Raw genomic sequence first — 16,146 nt, 5'->3', positions numbered from 1 at the left:
CAATCTCTTTTTTCATCCTTAAATTTCAAGGATGATAACATATTTTAATGAGGTAAAAAAGCACATGACTTCTTCTAAACTCCACATCCTAAAACAACAATTAAATTTATTACAAAATCCACATGAAGCCCAAAAAATGTCAGCTTATATGCGACAGCACTTTTCTTTTTACGGCATCCCTGCTACAAAAAGACGTGACTGTTTCAAACCCTTTCTCCAAGCCGATAAAAAAGAGAAACAGATCGATTGGGAGTTTTTAAATCAAGCTTGGTGCGAAGAGGAGAGAGAAATGCAATACTTTGTTTTAGACTATATCCGCTCCTTAAAAACCTATTTGACAACAGAAGATTTAGAAAAGCTAGAAAAATTTGCCAGAGATAAACAGTGGTGGGATAGTATCGACCATCTTGCACGCACTATTGGCTATCTGGTCATAAAGGAACCTCAATTTAAAAACACCATGCTGGCTTGGGCACAAGATACTGATTTTTGGATCAGACGCATTGCTATTCTCCATCAATTAGGCTATAAAGACAAGACCGACCCCATCCTTCTTGAAAAGATTCTTTCTCGCAATCTGGGATCTGATCAATTTTTTATCAATAAAGCTATCGGTTGGGCTTTAAGAGACTATTCCAAGAGCCATCCTAATTGGGTAAGTGATTTTTTAGGGCGCTATCAAGATCAATTAGCCCCTTTGAGTATCAGAGAAGCTTCAAAATATATCTGAAAAATTAACTTCCTTGATGGCAGTCTATCACCTTCTCTATAAATCTGACTTTACAAGCTATTTTTCACTTTATTCATCATATTATCTATAGCTACAAAGAAGACAGTTCTTTATAGATTAGACCTTTTAAGTAAAACAATCAGATGATGTTCCTCAAAGATTCAATTCTTTATAAGCTGTTCGATATCCAATTTGTAAAATGGAATCGTCTTTAATCAGAATAGGCCGTTTAATCAGCATACCGTCTTGTGCAAGAAGAGAAAAGGCTTCGTCAAGACTCAAACTAGGCAACTTATCTTTTAAACCTAGCTCACGATAACGCTGACCACTAGTATTAAAGAATTTTTTTAAGTCTAAATCGGAATTTTTAAAAAACATCTTTAAACTCTCCACATTTGGAGGAGTAGCTTTAATATCAATAGCCTCAAAGTCTAATCCCAATTCTTTTAGCTCTGCTTTTGCCTTACGACAGGTCGAGCATTTAGGGTATTCATAAAATACTAACATGATTTCTCCTTTATTTGTGCTTCATGGTTTAATAACCATAATTTTCTGTCTAAACCACCAGCATAGCCAGTCAACTTTCCATATCTTGATAAAACCCTGTGACAAGGAATGAGGAGACTAATAGGATTTTTACCAACAGCATTCCCAACTGCTTGGGCTGATGCGCAATCCAGCTCTTTTGCCAAATCACCATAAGTGATCACCTCACCAAAGGGGATCATCAATAAAACAGACCAGACTTTTTGTTGAAAAGGTGTCCCAAGAGGAGATAAGGGAAGGTCGGTATAGACAATGGCTTCCCCTTGAAAATAGCGATCCAATAACCGCTTGGTTTCTTCCAAAATCGGATGTGTCTCTAAAAGAGGCCTTTTTTCAAGACCTCTTTCAAAATATTTTTGATCTTCAAACCAAATCCCACGTAAGGCAGTATCTGAAGCCACCAGAGACAATTTTCCTAAAGGACTCGTATAAACTTGTTTATAGAGTGTCATCTGTACCTACTTCTGTTCAGTTTTTAATTAAGCGTACTTTTACAATATTATCGCTAGTTTCAAACTTATTAACAAGCTCAGCTACTTTAGTTTCATCTGTTTCATCCAAATCAAGTAAGGTATAAGCATAATCCCCTTTAGATTTGTTGATAATATTATCAATATTGATGCCCAAGTCTGACACAGCAGTTGAGATACTTGCTACAATATTTGGCACATTTTTATTAATCAAGGTAATACGATAAGGTGCAGAAAGACCTTGAACAACATTAGGGAAGTTGACAGAATTGATGATTTCACCTGTCTCCATGAAACGACGGATGGTTTTTCCTGCCATAATAGCACAATTCAGCTCAGCTTCTTCGGTCGAACCACCCACATGAGGAAATACCGTAACATGCTCTTTATTCAATAACTCCTCTGTTCCAAAGTCTGTCACATAGTTTTTCACCACTCCAGCCTCAATCGCCTCAAAAAGTGCTTGATTATCAACCAACTCTGCACGCGCAAAGTTAATAATTGTTGTGCCTTTTTGCATTAAAGCAAAGCTATCAGCATTGAAAGTATGCTTAGTATCAGGTGTCAGAGGAACATGAACAGTAATGTAATCAGATTGCTCAAAGATTTCTTTCAAATCAGCCACACGCTTAACATGACTAGAAATATTCCAAGCCGTTTCAATAGAAACATAAGGGTCATAGCCAAGAACATTCATTCCTAAACGACGTGCATCATTAGCAATCCGACCACCAATTGCACCAAGACCAATAACCCCTAAAGTTTTACCCGCAATCTCAGTTCCTGCAAATTGCTTTTTACCTGCTTCGATTTGCTTTGGCACATCATCACCCGTCAAGGTGTTGGTCCATTGATTAGCTGAAATATAATCACGCGCTGAAAGTAGAATTGAGGCTAAAACAGCTTCTTTTACAGCATTGGCATTGGCTCCTGGAGTGTTAAAAACAACAATCCCTTGTGCGCTTGCTTGCTCAATTGGAATATTATTGACACCAGCCCCCGCACGCGCAATAGCTTTTAAGTTGGAAGGAAAAACTGTCTCATGAAGATTTTGACTGCGAATAATAAAAGCATCTGGATTTTCTGCCTTATCTCCGTCAATCTGAAACTTATTGCCCAATTCTTTTAACCCAATTTGGTTAATATTATTAAATGTTTTAACGCTAAATACCATTTTACTGATTCCTTACTTTAATTTTTGATAAGCTAGTCGCTCCCCTTCAAAGGTCACCTTACCACATTGTTCAAATCCCAATTTTTTTAAGATATGTTGCATGGCCATGTTTTTGGGATGAGTGTCTGCACGAAATTCATTAGATTGACGTGTCTCAATTAAGCCTTCTAGTAAAGTCTGAACGACTTGCTGTCCGCGAAAATCTTGATGAACCACCACACGATGAAAAGTGATGTAGTCATGATTTTCTGGATGGGTCCATGCGCCATCATAAATGGCATCATAGGCTGGCTCAAATCCCTTTATCATAGCAACATAAGCTGCAAGCTGACCTTCAATAACCGCCACATAACCATACCCTTCTAGAATATCTTCCATTATGGTTTCTTGACTCGGATAACCATTTTGCCACTGATCACTTCCATAAGAGGCAATGTGTTCTCTGGCTTGATGAATCATCATCATAATGGTATCAACCTCGTTTGGATGAGCAAGACGAAATTCCATTACTTGTTTTCCTCTTCAAATTTAGCCATAAAGTCTAAAAGTGCCTGCACTCCTTCAAGTGGGAAGGCATTGTAAAGGCTAGCACGCATGCCACCGACTGAACGGTGTCCTTTAATATTTTTAAAGCCAGCTTCGTCTGCTTGTGCATTAAACTTAGCATCCAAGTCTTTGCTTGGAGTGACAAATGGGATATTAGCAACTGAGCGATCTTTTATCTCTTTAACTGGGCTAGTGTAGAAGTCTGATCGAGCGATAAAATCATACAATAAGTTTGATTTTTGACGGTTTTGTTTTTCCATCTCAGCAACACCACCAAGTGATTTAACATACTCAAAGACTAATTTCGCCATATAAATACCAAAAGTTGGCGGTGTGTTGTAAAGCGAGTCGTTATCTGCTTGAATACGATAGTCCAACATACTAGACAAGGCAGGCTCATCATTTAACAAATCCTCACGAATAATAACAATCGTCACACCTGCAGGACCAATATTTTTTTGTGCTCCTGCATAAATCATACCAAAATCAGCAACATTGTAATCAACCGCTAAGATATTTGAGCTCATATCAGCGATAATGGGAACACCGTTAGTCTCAGGTAGCTCATAAATAGCTGTTCCTTCAATGGTATTATTAGTTGTCAGGTGGACATATGCTGCATCAGCATCAATTTTTGAGGCATCAATTTCTGGGATATGATCATAAACTGTTTCTTCTGATGATGCCAGTAAGATAGGCTCAAAAGGAATGGTTTTAGACAACTTAACAGCTTCTGTATAAGCTTTTTTTCCCCAAGAACCAGCAACCACATAATAAGCCTTACGTCCTTTAGCTAAATTGAGTGGAATCATCGAGAATTGAGTAGAAGCCCCACCTTGTAAAAAAAGGACCTTGTAATTATCTGGAATCCCCATCAAGTCACGCAAGAGACTTTCAGCATCTTTGATAATAGCATCAAATTCTTTGGAGCGGTGGGACAATTCCATCACACTCATCCCTGAATGAGCGTAATCCAAAAATTCAGCTTGAGCTTTTTCAAGAACTGGTTTAGGCAAGACAGCTGGTCCTGCAGAAAAATTGTAAATTGTCATTAGTTTACCTCCAAATAAAGTCCTTTCATTATAGCATAATTTTCAGAATTTTGGCAACTTATTACACAGGCTCAACCTATTAAAAAGAAAGGAATTGGCAAAAATGGTATAATAAAAAATAAAAGGAGAAAACCATGTTAATTAAGGAATTTTGTGCCGAAAACTTGACCGACCTAGCAAAGCTAGATCCTAAAGAGGTTAGCCGTGTTGAACTATGTGATAATCTAGCTGTTGGCGGAACCACTCCAAGTTATGGTACCATTAAAGAAGCCGCAGCTTATCTTCATGAAAAAGGCATCACCCTATCAACCATGATTAGACCGCGTGGAGGAAACTTTGTTTACAACAGTTTAGAGTTAAAAGTCATGGAAGAAGATATCTTGAGAGCTGTTGAATTAGAGAGTGATGGGCTGGTCTTAGGACTCCTAACCAGCGATCATCAATTAGATCTTGAAGGTCTCGAGTATCTCCTTCCTGCTACTCAAGGATTGACCTTAACTTTCCACAGAGCTTTTGACAGGATTGCAAAAAATGAGCAATTTCAGGCTATGGATCATCTTATTGACCTTGGCTTCCATCGCCTTCTTATCCATGGCGATGCTTCTGATAATCCCATCTCTGAAAATAGTGAACATTTAAAAAAATTAATCCAGCATGCTGATGGACGTATTGAAATTGTTTTAGCTGGAGGAGTCACAAAAGAAAACTGCTCACACTTATCACAAGACATCAAGACCCCTTATGTACATGGTACCAAAATCGTATAAAAAACAGCTTAGTCCTATTTTAGACAGGACTAAGCTGTTTTAACTTCTTTAAATAGCATCTCCACCACGCTCACCTGTACGAATCCGAACAACATCATCGATAGGTTGAATGAAGATTTTGCCATCTCCCACTTCACCTGTTCGTACAGTAGCAATAATCAACTCCACTAAATCATCTACAGCATGATCTTTCACAATGATCTCAACTTTGACCTTAGCCAACATGGTTGGAGTTACACGTTGCCCGCGAACAATTTCTACAAAACCTTTTTGATTTCCATAGCCTAAGACTTGTGAGATTGTCATTCCTTTTGCTAGCCCCGCCTTACTCAAAGTTGTCTTTAAATCCTCTAATTTCTCAGGTCTAATAATCGCTTCGACTTTTTTCATCTTCATCCTCCTACGAATCTAATCCCATAAAGGTTGGATAAGCTGTTTCCCCATGCTCTGTATCATCGAGGCCAATCGCCTCTTCTTTATCAGAAACACGAAGAGGGGTAAATAATCCAACGACTTTAATAATGATAAAGGTCATTCCAGCTGACCACACGATAGTAAATACAATCGCTCCTAAAGTAACTAAAAACAATCTAGGGTTACCATAAATCAGTCCAATATTGCCCTTATCAAGCGCTAAGTCTGGTGTGGTAAAAATTCCTGTCACAATACCACCAAAAATACCACCAACCCCGTGACAGCCAAAAGCATCTAAAGCATCATCATAACCTAAACGATGTTTGACCATTCCAATCGCGTAATAACAAACTGGGCTAACCATCAAGCCAATTAATAAAGCACTCCAAGTTGATACAAAACCTGCTCCTGGAGTGATAGCAACCAACCCTGCCACTAAGCCTGTTGAAGCTCCCACCAAGGAAGGTTTACCATTTTCTTTATACTCTAACAAAATCCATGAAAACATAGCTGCAGCTGCAGATAGATGAGTTGTTAGCATGGCATGAACCGCTAAGCTATCAGCAGCTAAGGCTGATCCCGCATTAAATCCAAACCAACCAAACCAAAGTAATCCTGCTCCCAATAATACAAAAGGAACATTGTGAGGTCGATACTCTAAACGATCAAAATCACGTCTTTTACCTAGAATTAAAGCCAACACCAAACCGCTAACACCTGAAGTGATATGGACAACATCACCACCAGCAAAATCAATAGTCCCCCATTGTGCTAGTAAGCCCTCATCCCAAACCATATGAGCAAACGGATAATATACTAAAAGTAGCCAAAAAACAATAAAGAACAAGAGTGGTTTAAATCGCATCCTTCCTACAACTGATCCTGTTAAAATCCCTACTGTAATGATAGAAAACATCATTTGGAACAGAGCAAATAAAGAATCTGGAATCGTAAGATGTCTTGTACTAGTCGTATCACTTACCCCTTTAAAAAAGAAATGCCCTAAATCTCCTATAATAGAACCATCTCCAGAAAAAGATAGAGAATAGCCGACTGTTACCCACATCAAACTTGCAATAGCAAGAGACACAATGGACATCATCATGGTTGAAATAACATTTTTTCGTCTCTCTAATCCACCATAAAAAAATGCCAAAGCGGGGGTCATCAAAAAAACTAAGCCCGAACACAATAAAATAAAAGCAATACTAGAATGATCTAATGTCATAAGCAAACTCCTTTTTTCAGAAAAGCAATGAAAGATGTTAAATATGTTATATAATATAACACTCCATTTTTCTCTTGTAAACCCACAATTGACAGAAAATTCTGTATTTATATCATAATATGTTAGCTAATAAAGAATAAAAAAATAGCTCTATCCCTTATTTTACAAAGGATAGAGCTGTTTATATATTAATACATCTTATTTTAATTGATGGAATTGCTGATAAAGTTCTTGACGATTCAAACTATATTCTTTAGCAATAGCTTTAATAGCTTGGTTAGGTTTTATGCCATCATCAATTAACATTTGAATTTTTTTAAGATAATCCAGATCTCCCTCAAGTGTACTTGTAGCATACTCCTCAGCATAACCACTAACAATAAGGAGACACTCCCCCTTTAGCGGATGTTCCTCAAGATAAGAAAGAAGCTCTGTAATTTTTCCTCGTTGATACTCTTCATAAAGCTTAGTCAACTCACGAACAAGCACCACTTGGCGATCGCCATAAACGGATAAAATCATTTCCAAAGTATCTACGACACGATAGGGAGATTCATAAAAAATCTGCGTTTCAGGATAGTGTAACTTAGATTCAAAAAATCGTTGTTGTTGCCCACGCTTTCTTGGTAAAAAACCGTAAAAAACATGTGGTTGTGGTGCAAGTCCACTGGCAATCAAGGCTGTAATACCAGCTGAAGCACCAGGTAAGGCAACCACTGAAATCTCCTCTTCAATGGCAGCTTTAACCAAGTCATGACCAGGATCTGAGATAGAGGGCAGACCTGCATCTGAAACCTGAGCTAAATCCTGCCCAGATTTTAAAAACGCAAGTAAATCAGGAATTTTATCAAATGCATTGTGCTCATGAAAACTGATCTGTCGAGTAGCAATTTCAAAATGTTTTAGCAATTGACCCGTATTTCTTGTGTCTTCTGCTGCAATCAGATCAACACTTTTCAAAATCTCCACTGCACGAAAGGTCATGTCTTGTAAATTCCCAATAGGAGTGGGCACCAAATAAAGAGTGCCATAAGAGGATTGACCTTTAAAACTTTTTTGTACTCTCATCTTCGCTCCTACTCTCGAAATAGCAATTCAGTGCACATCATACAATCTTCTTCACTTTCTCGACGTTGTCCGTAAGCATCATTACAGATATGAAAGCCATCTTCATAAATTCCTTCCAAATGTTCTCGACCTTGAAAGAGGGATTTGCCTGGTTTTGTTTCTTGAATTTGTGCTAGACGTTCCCTTAATTTATTATTTTCTAAACGTAGTGTCGTATTTTCTTCCACTAAATCTTGAATATATTTTTTTATATCTTCGATTTCTTCTAAGTTCTTAGCCAAGGTTAAGGAAAAACCATCAAAAAAATCAAACAAATCTTTTTTATCCATTAACTATTATGTCCTCCAATGAGTAGGTTAAACTCCCCTGTCTATCCTCAAATTTTAATTGAACTGTTTCTGATAAAATATCCATGCCGACAACTTCACCAACACCAATATCTGTCTTTATTTTCTCACCATAATCAGGGAATTTATCACGCGCCTCCTGATAAAAGTCATCTTCAAAGCTAAGGCAACACATCAAACGCCCACAATGACCATTCATCTTCCCAGAATTTAAGGAGAGGTGTTGATTTTTTGCCATTTTAATGGAAACAGGTGGAAATTCTCCTAAAAAAGTCGAACAGCAAAGAGGACGACCACAGGGGCCTAAACCACCATAAACTTTACTTTCTTCACGGTTAGTTAATTGTCTCAACTCAATTCTTGTTTTCAAAAGAGCAGCTAGTTCTCTTAATAATTGACGAAAATCTACACGCTTTTCAGCTGTAAAGGTAATCAAGACTTGACTACAATCCAAGGGATAAGCCATGTCGATAATTTTCATACCTAGTTGATGATCGCTCACCAACTGCTTTACCAAGGGAAGCTCTTTTTCAATTCTACTTTTGTTTTGTTCGGCTTGTTTAAAATCTTCTGAGGTCGCAAGTCGAAGTACCTGTTCAGTAGTAGGAAAAGAATGCGTCAGTTGCTCAGCTTCTACAACCACTTTGGCTAAATCAGCACCTTTTTCTGTATCAACAACTAGCCAAGTATCTTTAACATATGTTTTATCTGTTTGAACAAGGGATAAACTTCCTTTATTTTGGTATTTTACACCTAGTATAACTGTCATACTAACACCATATACTCCAATACATTTTGAAAATTAACGTGATGTTGCCACATTCTGTAAGCTTCAACCAACCGAGATAAATAATTTAAACTCGCCGTACTTCTAGACTGATTAAAAATAATAGGCAAAATTTTAAAGACCAACTCTTGTTCTCCCTTATCACTAGCCAGAGTGACCAACCTTGACACTTCAAGATAAGCTTGTGAGTCATCAAGCGATAAAAGATTTACCCAGCGTTGACAAACTTTAATCAGTTCTAAGATTTTATGGTTGGAAGACAAAAGTTCGACATCCTCCCAATTAGAAACAAGTTCAGCTAAAATCTCGGCTTCCGTCTTTAAAAAGCCCTTATTTTCTAATTCTCCAACCAAGAGCGATCGATTTTTTAGAAAATGGAACTCTTGGCAACGACTTCTGATGGTCGGCAAAATCTTATTTTCATCATCTGTCAATAAGACAAGGTAAGATTGTGCAATAGGCTCCTCCATTAACTTTAAGAGACTATTACTGGCATTAAGGTGCATTTTATCAGCATCTTGGATAATAAAAAATTGAGAAGAACTCTCGTAGCCAGATTTAGAAAATTCTTGCAAGAGTTGCCTAATAGTATCAGTCTTAATGACTTGATTGACTGGTCGAATTATTTTAACATCAGAGAAGTCTTCGCTTGTAATCAAGCGACACGAACGGCAACGCTGACAAGGTAATTTATCAATTTTATCTTGACAAAAACGGCTCTGTGCCAAATAAATCGCCATATCAAGATTACCAAATCCACCTGAAAAGAGATAGGCATGGCTGATCTGGTCGGACTGAATGATTTGTTGAAACTGTTTAAAAAGCTTAGGTTGTAATTGTTTTAATGACATCCTGTTTCCTCAAGATAAGAAAGGATTGTCTGATAAGCTTCTGAAACAACTTCTGATAAAGGCTTACTCGCATCAATGATGACGATACGAGAATCATCTTTAGCGAGCTCAAGATAGCCCTGTCGTACTTTTTGATGCATCGAAAGCGCCTCTAAATCTAAACGATTCACCTCACGTTCATCTGCTTGCTTGATACGGCTCAATCCTACTTCAGAAGGGACATCAAACAAAAGCGTTAAATGAGGTTTCAAACCATCTGTCGCATAAGTATTCAACCAATTAATACTTTCCTTATCCAAGCCTCGCCCATAACCCTGATAAGCCATTGAGCTATCAATAAATCGGTCCACTAAAACAATAGCCCCTCTTGATAAAGCAGGTAAAACTTTTTCAACTAAGTGTTGACGACGGGCAGCAATATATAATAAAAGCTCTGTTTTATCATCCATAGCCGTATGTTCGACATCTAGAATCACATTCCGAATAGCCTCTGCGATCCTAACACCACCTGGTTCTCTTGTTGAAATAACTTCAAGTTTCTCTTGTTGTTCTAAAAGTGGCAGGATGGCTTGTAAAACACTGGTCTTTCCTGCACCATCTGGCCCTTCAAATGAGATTAAACTACCTTTTTTCATCCTCTTCCTCAATCATGTTAATAGTCCTATTTTACCAAAATTTTACAAGAAAAGGGAGTGAAAGTAGGGGCTATTTGAAAAATCCATCCCACTATCACTCCTTCATTCTTTTAAAAACCAACTTTTGCTTTTGTTCTCTCAATAGCCTCAACTTCAAAGCCCTTAGCTTCGATTTTAGCTTTTAAAGCTTCTAAATCAACGTCACCTTCTAACTGTACCTCAATTGCAATCTTACCTGATTTTCGAGGTAGATGTAGGGTACTCTTGATGTTCAAGTTTTCCTCTACAATAATACGTAAAAGATCTCCTAAAACACCAACCTTATCATCAGCCAAGACATGAAGGCGAGCTCCTTCTTCACCGTATCCTGAAATTTGTAAAAAGGCACGAAAAACATCTTTATCAGTGATAATTCCTGAGACCATATCATTATCCATAACAGGCAAGACACCAATACTATGTTTAATCATTAGATAAATCGCATCTTCTAAGCTAGCATATTTAGAAACTGTGACAACATCTTTAATCATGACATCACGAATTTTTGTCTTATTAAGCAAATAATTCATCTCATAAATAGACAAACTTGTCGCTTTAGATGGGCTAGCCTCAGCGATAGTACCTTCTGTTACCAAACCAACTAACTTATCATTTTCAATAACAGGTAAACGACGAAGCCCTTGCTCACGCATAATTTCTGAAACATGGGCAACTGTTGTATCTGGAGATACATACACGACTTTTTTAGTCATAAAATCTTTTACTGACATTTCTCTAGCCTCCATCTTTTTGATACTTTTATTATATCACATTTTGTAATCGTTTACGAAAACTTTATGAAAATATTTTGGCTAAATCAAACCTTGTTTCTTTCCTCTTCTGCCATCAAGAACTGAGCTAAAGCTAGATAAAAGAAAATAATAGCAAAAAAGGAGCCACTAACTGCTCCTTTTTTCTAATCATTAACCACCTAGATAGGCTTTACGAACCTCATCTGATGTTAAAAGTTCTTGACCTGTACCAGAAAGAACAATCTTACCAGTTTCAAGAACATAACCACGATCAGCAATAGATAATGCTTTATTGGCATTTTGCTCAATCAATAGAACAGTTGTCCCTTGCTTTTGAATATCTTGAATAATATCAAAGATTTCTTGGATAAAGATTGGGGCAAGTCCCATAGACGGTTCATCTAACAACAAAAGTTTAGGTTGGCTCATCAGCGCACGCCCCATGGCAAGCATCTGTTGCTCCCCACCTGAGAGGGTTGCTGCATCTTGATTTTTACGCTCTTCTAGACGTGGAAAACGTGCAAAGATTTTCTTTAGATTAGCTTGATTTTCTTCACGGTTATTACGTAAGAAAGCTCCCATCTCTAAGTTTTCCATCACTGTTAAACCAGCAAAAACATGACGTCCTTCGGGAACTTGTGATAAACCATCTGCCACAATTTTACGAGCAGGAACTTTTTGGATTTCTTGTCCTAAAAATTCAATTTTTCCAGCCGAGGGACGAACAAGACCTGAAATAGTCCGTAAAATAGAGGTTTTACCAGCACCATTAGCCCCAATAAGAGTGACAACTTCACCTTCATTAACCTCAAAGCTAACATCTTTGACTGCTTCAATCACACCATATTTTACAGATAGGTTATCTACTTTCAACATCGCCATTATGCCTCACCTCCAAGATAAGCTTCAATAACACGTTTATTGTTTTTGATTTCATCTGGTGTTCCATGGGCAATTAAGCGACCATATTCCAGAACATAGATGCGTTCTGTAACTTCCATTACCAAGCTCATATCGTGTTCAATCAAAATAATGGTAATTCCAAACTCTTCTTTAATTTTTCGAATCAGACCTGTTAATTCTGCTGTCTCTTGAGGGTTCATCCCTGCCGCTGGCTCATCTAGAAACAGGATTTTAGGTTCTGTTGCAAGGGCACGAACAATTTCCAAGCGACGTTGTTGCCCATAAGGAAGATTTTTAGCTAATGTCTCAGCATCACCATCTAAATCAAAGATTGCCAAAAGGTCCAAAGCTTTTTGACGCAATTCTTCTTCATTTTGATAAAATTTTGGCAAACGTAAAAAACTCGCTAAAATATGTGGTTTACGATTATTTCCAAGTCCAATCAAAACATTATCAAGTACCGTCATATCCTTAAACAAGCGAATGTTTTGGAAGGTACGTGATAAACCTAGTGAGGCGATAGTATAGGGTGCTTTACCATTTAAAACAGTACCATCAAGCGTAACAGTTCCCTCACTTGGCTCATAAACACCTGTCAAGAGGTTGAAAAGAGTTGTCTTACCAGCTCCATTAGGACCAATAAGCCCTACTAACTCCCCCTCGTTTAATTCCATTGTCACATCACCTACGGCAGTCAAGCCACCGAAGTTTTTGGTTAAATTTTTAACTTCAAGAAGTGCCATTAGTTTTTGCCCTCCTTATCTTTTTTAAAGAATTTCATTAAACTGAACTCTTTTGTTCCAAGTAAACCACCTGGTCGGAATACCATAACAAGAATTAATGCTAATGAGTAAATAATCATACGAAGATCAGAGACATTTTGCAAGAACATATTTAGAACACCTAGGACAATTGCTGCAACAATAGTACCTGTCATTGAACCAAGTCCACCAAATACCGCAATAATCAAGAATTCAATTGATTTCATGATTGTAAAGTCTTTAGGCATGACTGTTCCGATATAACCAACTTGTAAGGATCCTGCGATACTAGCTGTGATAGCCGCCAAAACAAAAGCCATTACCTTAACCTTGGTGGTATTAACACCCATTGACTCTGCTGCGATTTCATCTTCACGAACAGCAATCACCTCACGTCCGATTGGGCTACGCAAGAAATTGATGGTTAAAACAGTTGTTAAAACAACAAAGATAAAAACAACTGGCCAAGTCGTATATTCTAGAATCCCTGTTAGACCAGCCGCACCGTTTGTCAAGTCGCCACCATTGACAATGGCCATACGAATAATCTCAGCAACACCAAGTGTAGCAATAGCAAGATAATCTCCCTTCAAACGAAGAGTTGGAATACCTACAATAAGTGCAATAATAGCCGCCAAAACAGCGCCCACAAGCATAGAGAGGTAAAATCCTGCAAAGGTAGGATTTGAGGTTGTTAGAATAGCCGTTGCATATGCCCCAATTGCCATAAAGCCAGCTTGACCTAGTGAAAATTGCCCTGAAAAACCTAAAACAAGGTTAATTCCCACAGCCATAATGATATTAATCCCGATCTGCATCAAAATTTGTACATAATAAAGATTAATAACACCAGCCATCGCTAAAGCATAAATAATACCATAAGTAGCTAGAATAAGTGCTAACCAAGTTAAATTAACTTTTAAATTTTTCTTCATTACTTACACCTTCTCTTTCACATTTTTACCAAGGATACCCGCTGGACGAACGAGAAGAATGATGATCAAAATAGCATAAACAATCGCGTCTTTGAAACTTGATAAACCAATTGAAACAGAGAAAGTTTCTAAAAGTCCAATAACAAAACCACCGATAGCAGCTCCTGGAATAATTCCAATACCACCTAATACAGCAGCGACAAAGGCTTTAATACCTGGTGTCATCCCCATAAGAGGATCAATCGCATTGTAATAAAGACCAATCAAGCATCCCGCAGCCCCTGCTAAAGCTGATCCCAAAGCAAAAGTAAAGCTGATTGTACGGTTAACATTAATCCCCATCAACTGTGCCGCATCACTATCAACAGACACCGCACGCATGGCTTTTCCCATCTTTGTTTGCTTAACAATAAAGTTCAAACCAAGCATCAAGACAATTGAAACGGCCAAAATCGTCAACTGGACGTTAGTTACCGTTACAGGTCCTAAATGATAACGGACTGTTTCAAGGGCTTGCGGAAAGGCACGTGTATTAGCACCTACAAAATAAACCATTCCATACTCTAAAAGGAAAGATACCCCAATTGCTGTAATCAAGGCTGCAATACGCGTTGAATTTCTCAGTGGACGATAGGCTAAAAACTCAATGACAACACCTAAAAGTGCTGTCAAGGCCATTGTTAAGACTAAAGCCACAAAAAAGTTCATCTTAAAGGCATTAATCAAATAATAACCAATAAACGCACCCATCATGTATAAATCACCATGAGCAAAGTTTATGAGCTTGATAATACCATAAACCATTGTATAACCTAATGCTAAGAGGGCATAAACACTTCCTAGAATTAAGCCATTGACAAGTTGTTGAAGCATGTTTTCACCAAACTTTCTATAACATAATAATATCTGGAAAAGGAGCTTTCCTTTCCCAGATACTGTAATTTTTAGATATATTATTTAACCTCAACGACAGTTGCAGAATCTTCTTTACCGTCTTTGAGACCAATCATAATTGCTGACTTAACAGGATTGTGTTTTTCATCAATTGTTGTTTTACCTGTTACCCCATCAAAATCCTTAATCTTAGCAAAGTTCTTAGCAATTTCGCTTGAGTTTTCAGCATTCTCTGCAGCTTCTGCTACCATGTAAACAGAATCATAAGCAAGTGCAGCAAACATGTTTGGTTCTTCACCATATTTTGCTTTATATGACTCTACAAATTTAGCAGCTTTATCAGATAAATCAACTTTTGTTGAGTAACCAGAAACATAATAAACATTGTTTGTTCCTGCTGCTGTAGCATTTTCAATGAATTTTTCATCGCTAAAGCCGTCAGGTCCAAGAATTGGTTTATCAATCCCCATGTCACGCGCTTGTTTTGTAATTAAACCTGTTTCAGTGTAGTAACCAGGCATAATGATCGCATCAAACTCTTTATCTTTGATTTTTGTTAAAGCAGCTTGGAAGTCTTTATCACCTGCTTGGAAAGTTTCTTCTACAACAATTTCCCCTTTATATTGGTTTTTAAACTCATTGGCGATACCTTTGGCATAGTCACTTGAGTTATCATAATAAAGGACAACTTTTTTAGCTGAAAGGTTTTCTGTAGCATATTGTGCCAAGACTTGACCTTGGAAACTATCTTGGAAAGTCGTACGGAAAACGTACTCTTTTACTTTTCCATCTGCATAAGTTAGGTTGTCTTGTGTACCAGAAGGTGTCACAAGAGGGACTGCTGCTTTTGTTGCTGCCGGTGTTGCTGCTGCTGTGGCACCAGAAGTTGCAGGTCCAATCATCACATTAACCTTATTTTGAGTGACTAAGCTGCTAGCAACAGATGCCGCTTCATTGTTTTCAGACTTGTTATCTTTTGAAACAATTTCAAGCTCTTTTCCATCTACACCACCTGCTTTATTGATTTCATCAACGGCAAGCTCCGCAGCATTTTTTTGAACTTGACCATAAGCCGCAACTGCTCCACTCAACTCAAAGTTCAAACCAACTTTAATCGTATCTCCAACTTCTGTACCAGTCGATGAAGATGAGCCACTAGGCGCTGCCCCACAGGCTGCAAGAACAGCTGTACTCGCAAAAGCAAGAGCTGCTAATGTTAATTTCTTTTTCATCTCTATATCTCCTTA

At 37.8% G+C, this 16,146-nt stretch carries 19 protein-coding genes and 2 pseudogenes; 2 read left to right on the top strand and 19 right to left on the bottom strand.

The features are described from left to right. The first annotated feature begins 64 nt into the window (after positions 1–64). On the top strand, positions 65–730 hold the full coding sequence (locus tag ACQRDX_RS04785; protein ID WP_427894685.1) for a DNA alkylation repair protein: 666 nt from the start codon (positions 65–67) through the stop codon (positions 728–730). A gap of 153 nt (positions 731–883) precedes the next feature. Here the strand turns inward: ACQRDX_RS04785 and ACQRDX_RS04780 are convergent, their stop codons facing one another. The 5 genes from ACQRDX_RS04780 to serC are packed head-to-tail and all read right to left on the bottom strand — an operon-like array spanning position 884 to position 4,518. After that, the gene (locus ACQRDX_RS04780; RefSeq protein ID WP_427894687.1) at positions 884–1,237 is read right to left on the bottom strand and encodes an arsenate reductase family protein; all 354 of its coding nucleotides are present in this window, start codon (positions 1,235–1,237) and stop codon (positions 884–886) included. Further along, complete coding sequence (locus ACQRDX_RS04775) at positions 1,231–1,728, bottom strand: methylated-DNA--[protein]-cysteine S-methyltransferase (protein ID WP_427894689.1); 498 nt, start codon at positions 1,726–1,728, stop codon at positions 1,231–1,233. Before ACQRDX_RS04775 ends, ACQRDX_RS04780 begins: the two co-directional genes overlap by 7 nt. 16 nt (positions 1,729–1,744) lie before the next feature. Beyond that, positions 1,745–2,920, bottom strand: coding sequence for a 3-phosphoglycerate dehydrogenase family protein (locus ACQRDX_RS04770; protein ID WP_427894691.1), 1,176 nt, complete (start codon positions 2,918–2,920; stop codon positions 1,745–1,747). A gap of 12 nt (positions 2,921–2,932) precedes the next feature. After that, positions 2,933–3,427 (bottom strand): N-acetyltransferase family protein, encoded by a 495-nt coding sequence (locus ACQRDX_RS04765; RefSeq protein WP_427894693.1) that lies wholly within the window; start codon positions 3,425–3,427, stop codon positions 2,933–2,935. Then, a complete protein-coding gene (gene serC, locus ACQRDX_RS04760) occupies positions 3,427–4,518 on the bottom strand; it encodes a 3-phosphoserine/phosphohydroxythreonine transaminase (RefSeq protein ID WP_427894695.1) in 1,092 nt (363 codons plus the stop codon). Before serC ends, ACQRDX_RS04765 begins: the two co-directional genes overlap by 1 nt. A gap of 134 nt (positions 4,519–4,652) precedes the next feature. Here serC and ACQRDX_RS04755 point away from each other — a divergent pair, with 134 nt between their 5' ends. Further along, positions 4,653–5,285, top strand: coding sequence for a copper homeostasis protein CutC (locus ACQRDX_RS04755; RefSeq protein WP_427894697.1), 633 nt, complete (start codon positions 4,653–4,655; stop codon positions 5,283–5,285). Between the two features lie 48 nt (positions 5,286–5,333). Here ACQRDX_RS04755 and ACQRDX_RS04750 read toward each other — a convergent pair whose 3' ends face one another. The 14 genes and pseudogenes from ACQRDX_RS04750 to ACQRDX_RS04685 form a co-directional block, all read right to left on the bottom strand. Further along, complete coding sequence (locus tag ACQRDX_RS04750; RefSeq protein WP_354369653.1) at positions 5,334–5,675, bottom strand: P-II family nitrogen regulator; 342 nt, start codon at positions 5,673–5,675, stop codon at positions 5,334–5,336. A 10-nt stretch (positions 5,676–5,685) separates the two neighbouring features. Continuing rightward, on the bottom strand, positions 5,686–6,927 hold the full coding sequence (locus ACQRDX_RS04745; RefSeq protein ID WP_427894699.1) for an ammonium transporter: 1,242 nt from the start codon (positions 6,925–6,927) through the stop codon (positions 5,686–5,688). Between the two features lie 198 nt (positions 6,928–7,125). Beyond that, positions 7,126–7,221, bottom strand: a pseudogene (locus ACQRDX_RS04740) (16S rRNA (cytidine(1402)-2'-O)-methyltransferase); the annotation flags it as partial. Continuing rightward, positions 7,195–7,911: pseudogene (rsmI, locus tag ACQRDX_RS04735) on the bottom strand (16S rRNA (cytidine(1402)-2'-O)-methyltransferase); the annotation flags it as partial. The pseudogenes rsmI and ACQRDX_RS04740, both read right to left, overlap by 27 nt. Before the next feature lie 92 nt (positions 7,912–8,003). Next, complete coding sequence (yabA, locus tag ACQRDX_RS04730) at positions 8,004–8,324, bottom strand: DNA replication initiation control protein YabA (protein ID WP_354369650.1); 321 nt, start codon at positions 8,322–8,324, stop codon at positions 8,004–8,006. Then, positions 8,317–9,111: a PSP1 domain-containing protein gene (locus ACQRDX_RS04725; RefSeq protein ID WP_354369649.1), complete on the bottom strand. Its 795-nt coding sequence runs from the start codon at positions 9,109–9,111 to the stop codon at positions 8,317–8,319. The genes yabA and ACQRDX_RS04725 overlap by 8 nt, the downstream gene beginning before the upstream one ends. Next, positions 9,108–9,980, bottom strand: a complete 873-nt coding sequence (locus tag ACQRDX_RS04720; RefSeq protein ID WP_427894702.1) for a DNA polymerase III subunit delta' — start codon at positions 9,978–9,980, stop codon at positions 9,108–9,110. The genes ACQRDX_RS04725 and ACQRDX_RS04720 overlap by 4 nt, the downstream gene beginning before the upstream one ends. Beyond that, positions 9,971–10,615 carry a dTMP kinase gene (tmk, locus tag ACQRDX_RS04715; protein ID WP_427894703.1) on the bottom strand — a complete coding sequence of 215 codons (645 nt, stop codon included), beginning with the start codon at positions 10,613–10,615 and terminating at the stop codon, positions 9,971–9,973. The genes ACQRDX_RS04720 and tmk overlap by 10 nt, the downstream gene beginning before the upstream one ends. A gap of 110 nt (positions 10,616–10,725) precedes the next feature. Continuing rightward, on the bottom strand, positions 10,726–11,385 hold the full coding sequence (locus ACQRDX_RS04710; protein ID WP_354369646.1) for a CBS and ACT domain-containing protein: 660 nt from the start codon (positions 11,383–11,385) through the stop codon (positions 10,726–10,728). Positions 11,386–11,577: 192 nt separating this feature from the next. Then, complete coding sequence (locus ACQRDX_RS04705; RefSeq protein WP_354369645.1) at positions 11,578–12,288, bottom strand: ABC transporter ATP-binding protein; 711 nt, start codon at positions 12,286–12,288, stop codon at positions 11,578–11,580. After that, positions 12,288–13,052: an ABC transporter ATP-binding protein gene (locus ACQRDX_RS04700; protein ID WP_354369644.1), complete on the bottom strand. Its 765-nt coding sequence runs from the start codon at positions 13,050–13,052 to the stop codon at positions 12,288–12,290. Before ACQRDX_RS04700 ends, ACQRDX_RS04705 begins: the two co-directional genes overlap by 1 nt. Then, the gene (locus ACQRDX_RS04695) at positions 13,052–14,005 is read right to left on the bottom strand and encodes a branched-chain amino acid ABC transporter permease (protein ID WP_427894707.1); all 954 of its coding nucleotides are present in this window, start codon (positions 14,003–14,005) and stop codon (positions 13,052–13,054) included. The genes ACQRDX_RS04700 and ACQRDX_RS04695 overlap by 1 nt, the downstream gene beginning before the upstream one ends. Positions 14,006–14,008: 3 nt before the next feature. Beyond that, the gene (locus ACQRDX_RS04690) at positions 14,009–14,878 is read right to left on the bottom strand and encodes a branched-chain amino acid ABC transporter permease (RefSeq protein WP_427894709.1); all 870 of its coding nucleotides are present in this window, start codon (positions 14,876–14,878) and stop codon (positions 14,009–14,011) included. 80 nt (positions 14,879–14,958) lie between these two features. Continuing rightward, entirely contained in the window at positions 14,959–16,131 is a 1,173-nt protein-coding gene (locus tag ACQRDX_RS04685; protein ID WP_427894711.1) for an ABC transporter substrate-binding protein, read from the bottom strand. Between the last annotated feature and the right edge of the window lie 15 nt (positions 16,132–16,146).

It is taken from the genome of Streptococcus sp. SGI.013, assembly GCF_050315295.1.
Lineage (GTDB): Bacteria > Bacillota > Bacilli > Lactobacillales > Streptococcaceae > Streptococcus > Streptococcus porcorum.
The sequence above is the reverse complement of the archived record's forward strand: the minus strand, read 5'-3'. Positions and strand labels throughout refer to the sequence as shown.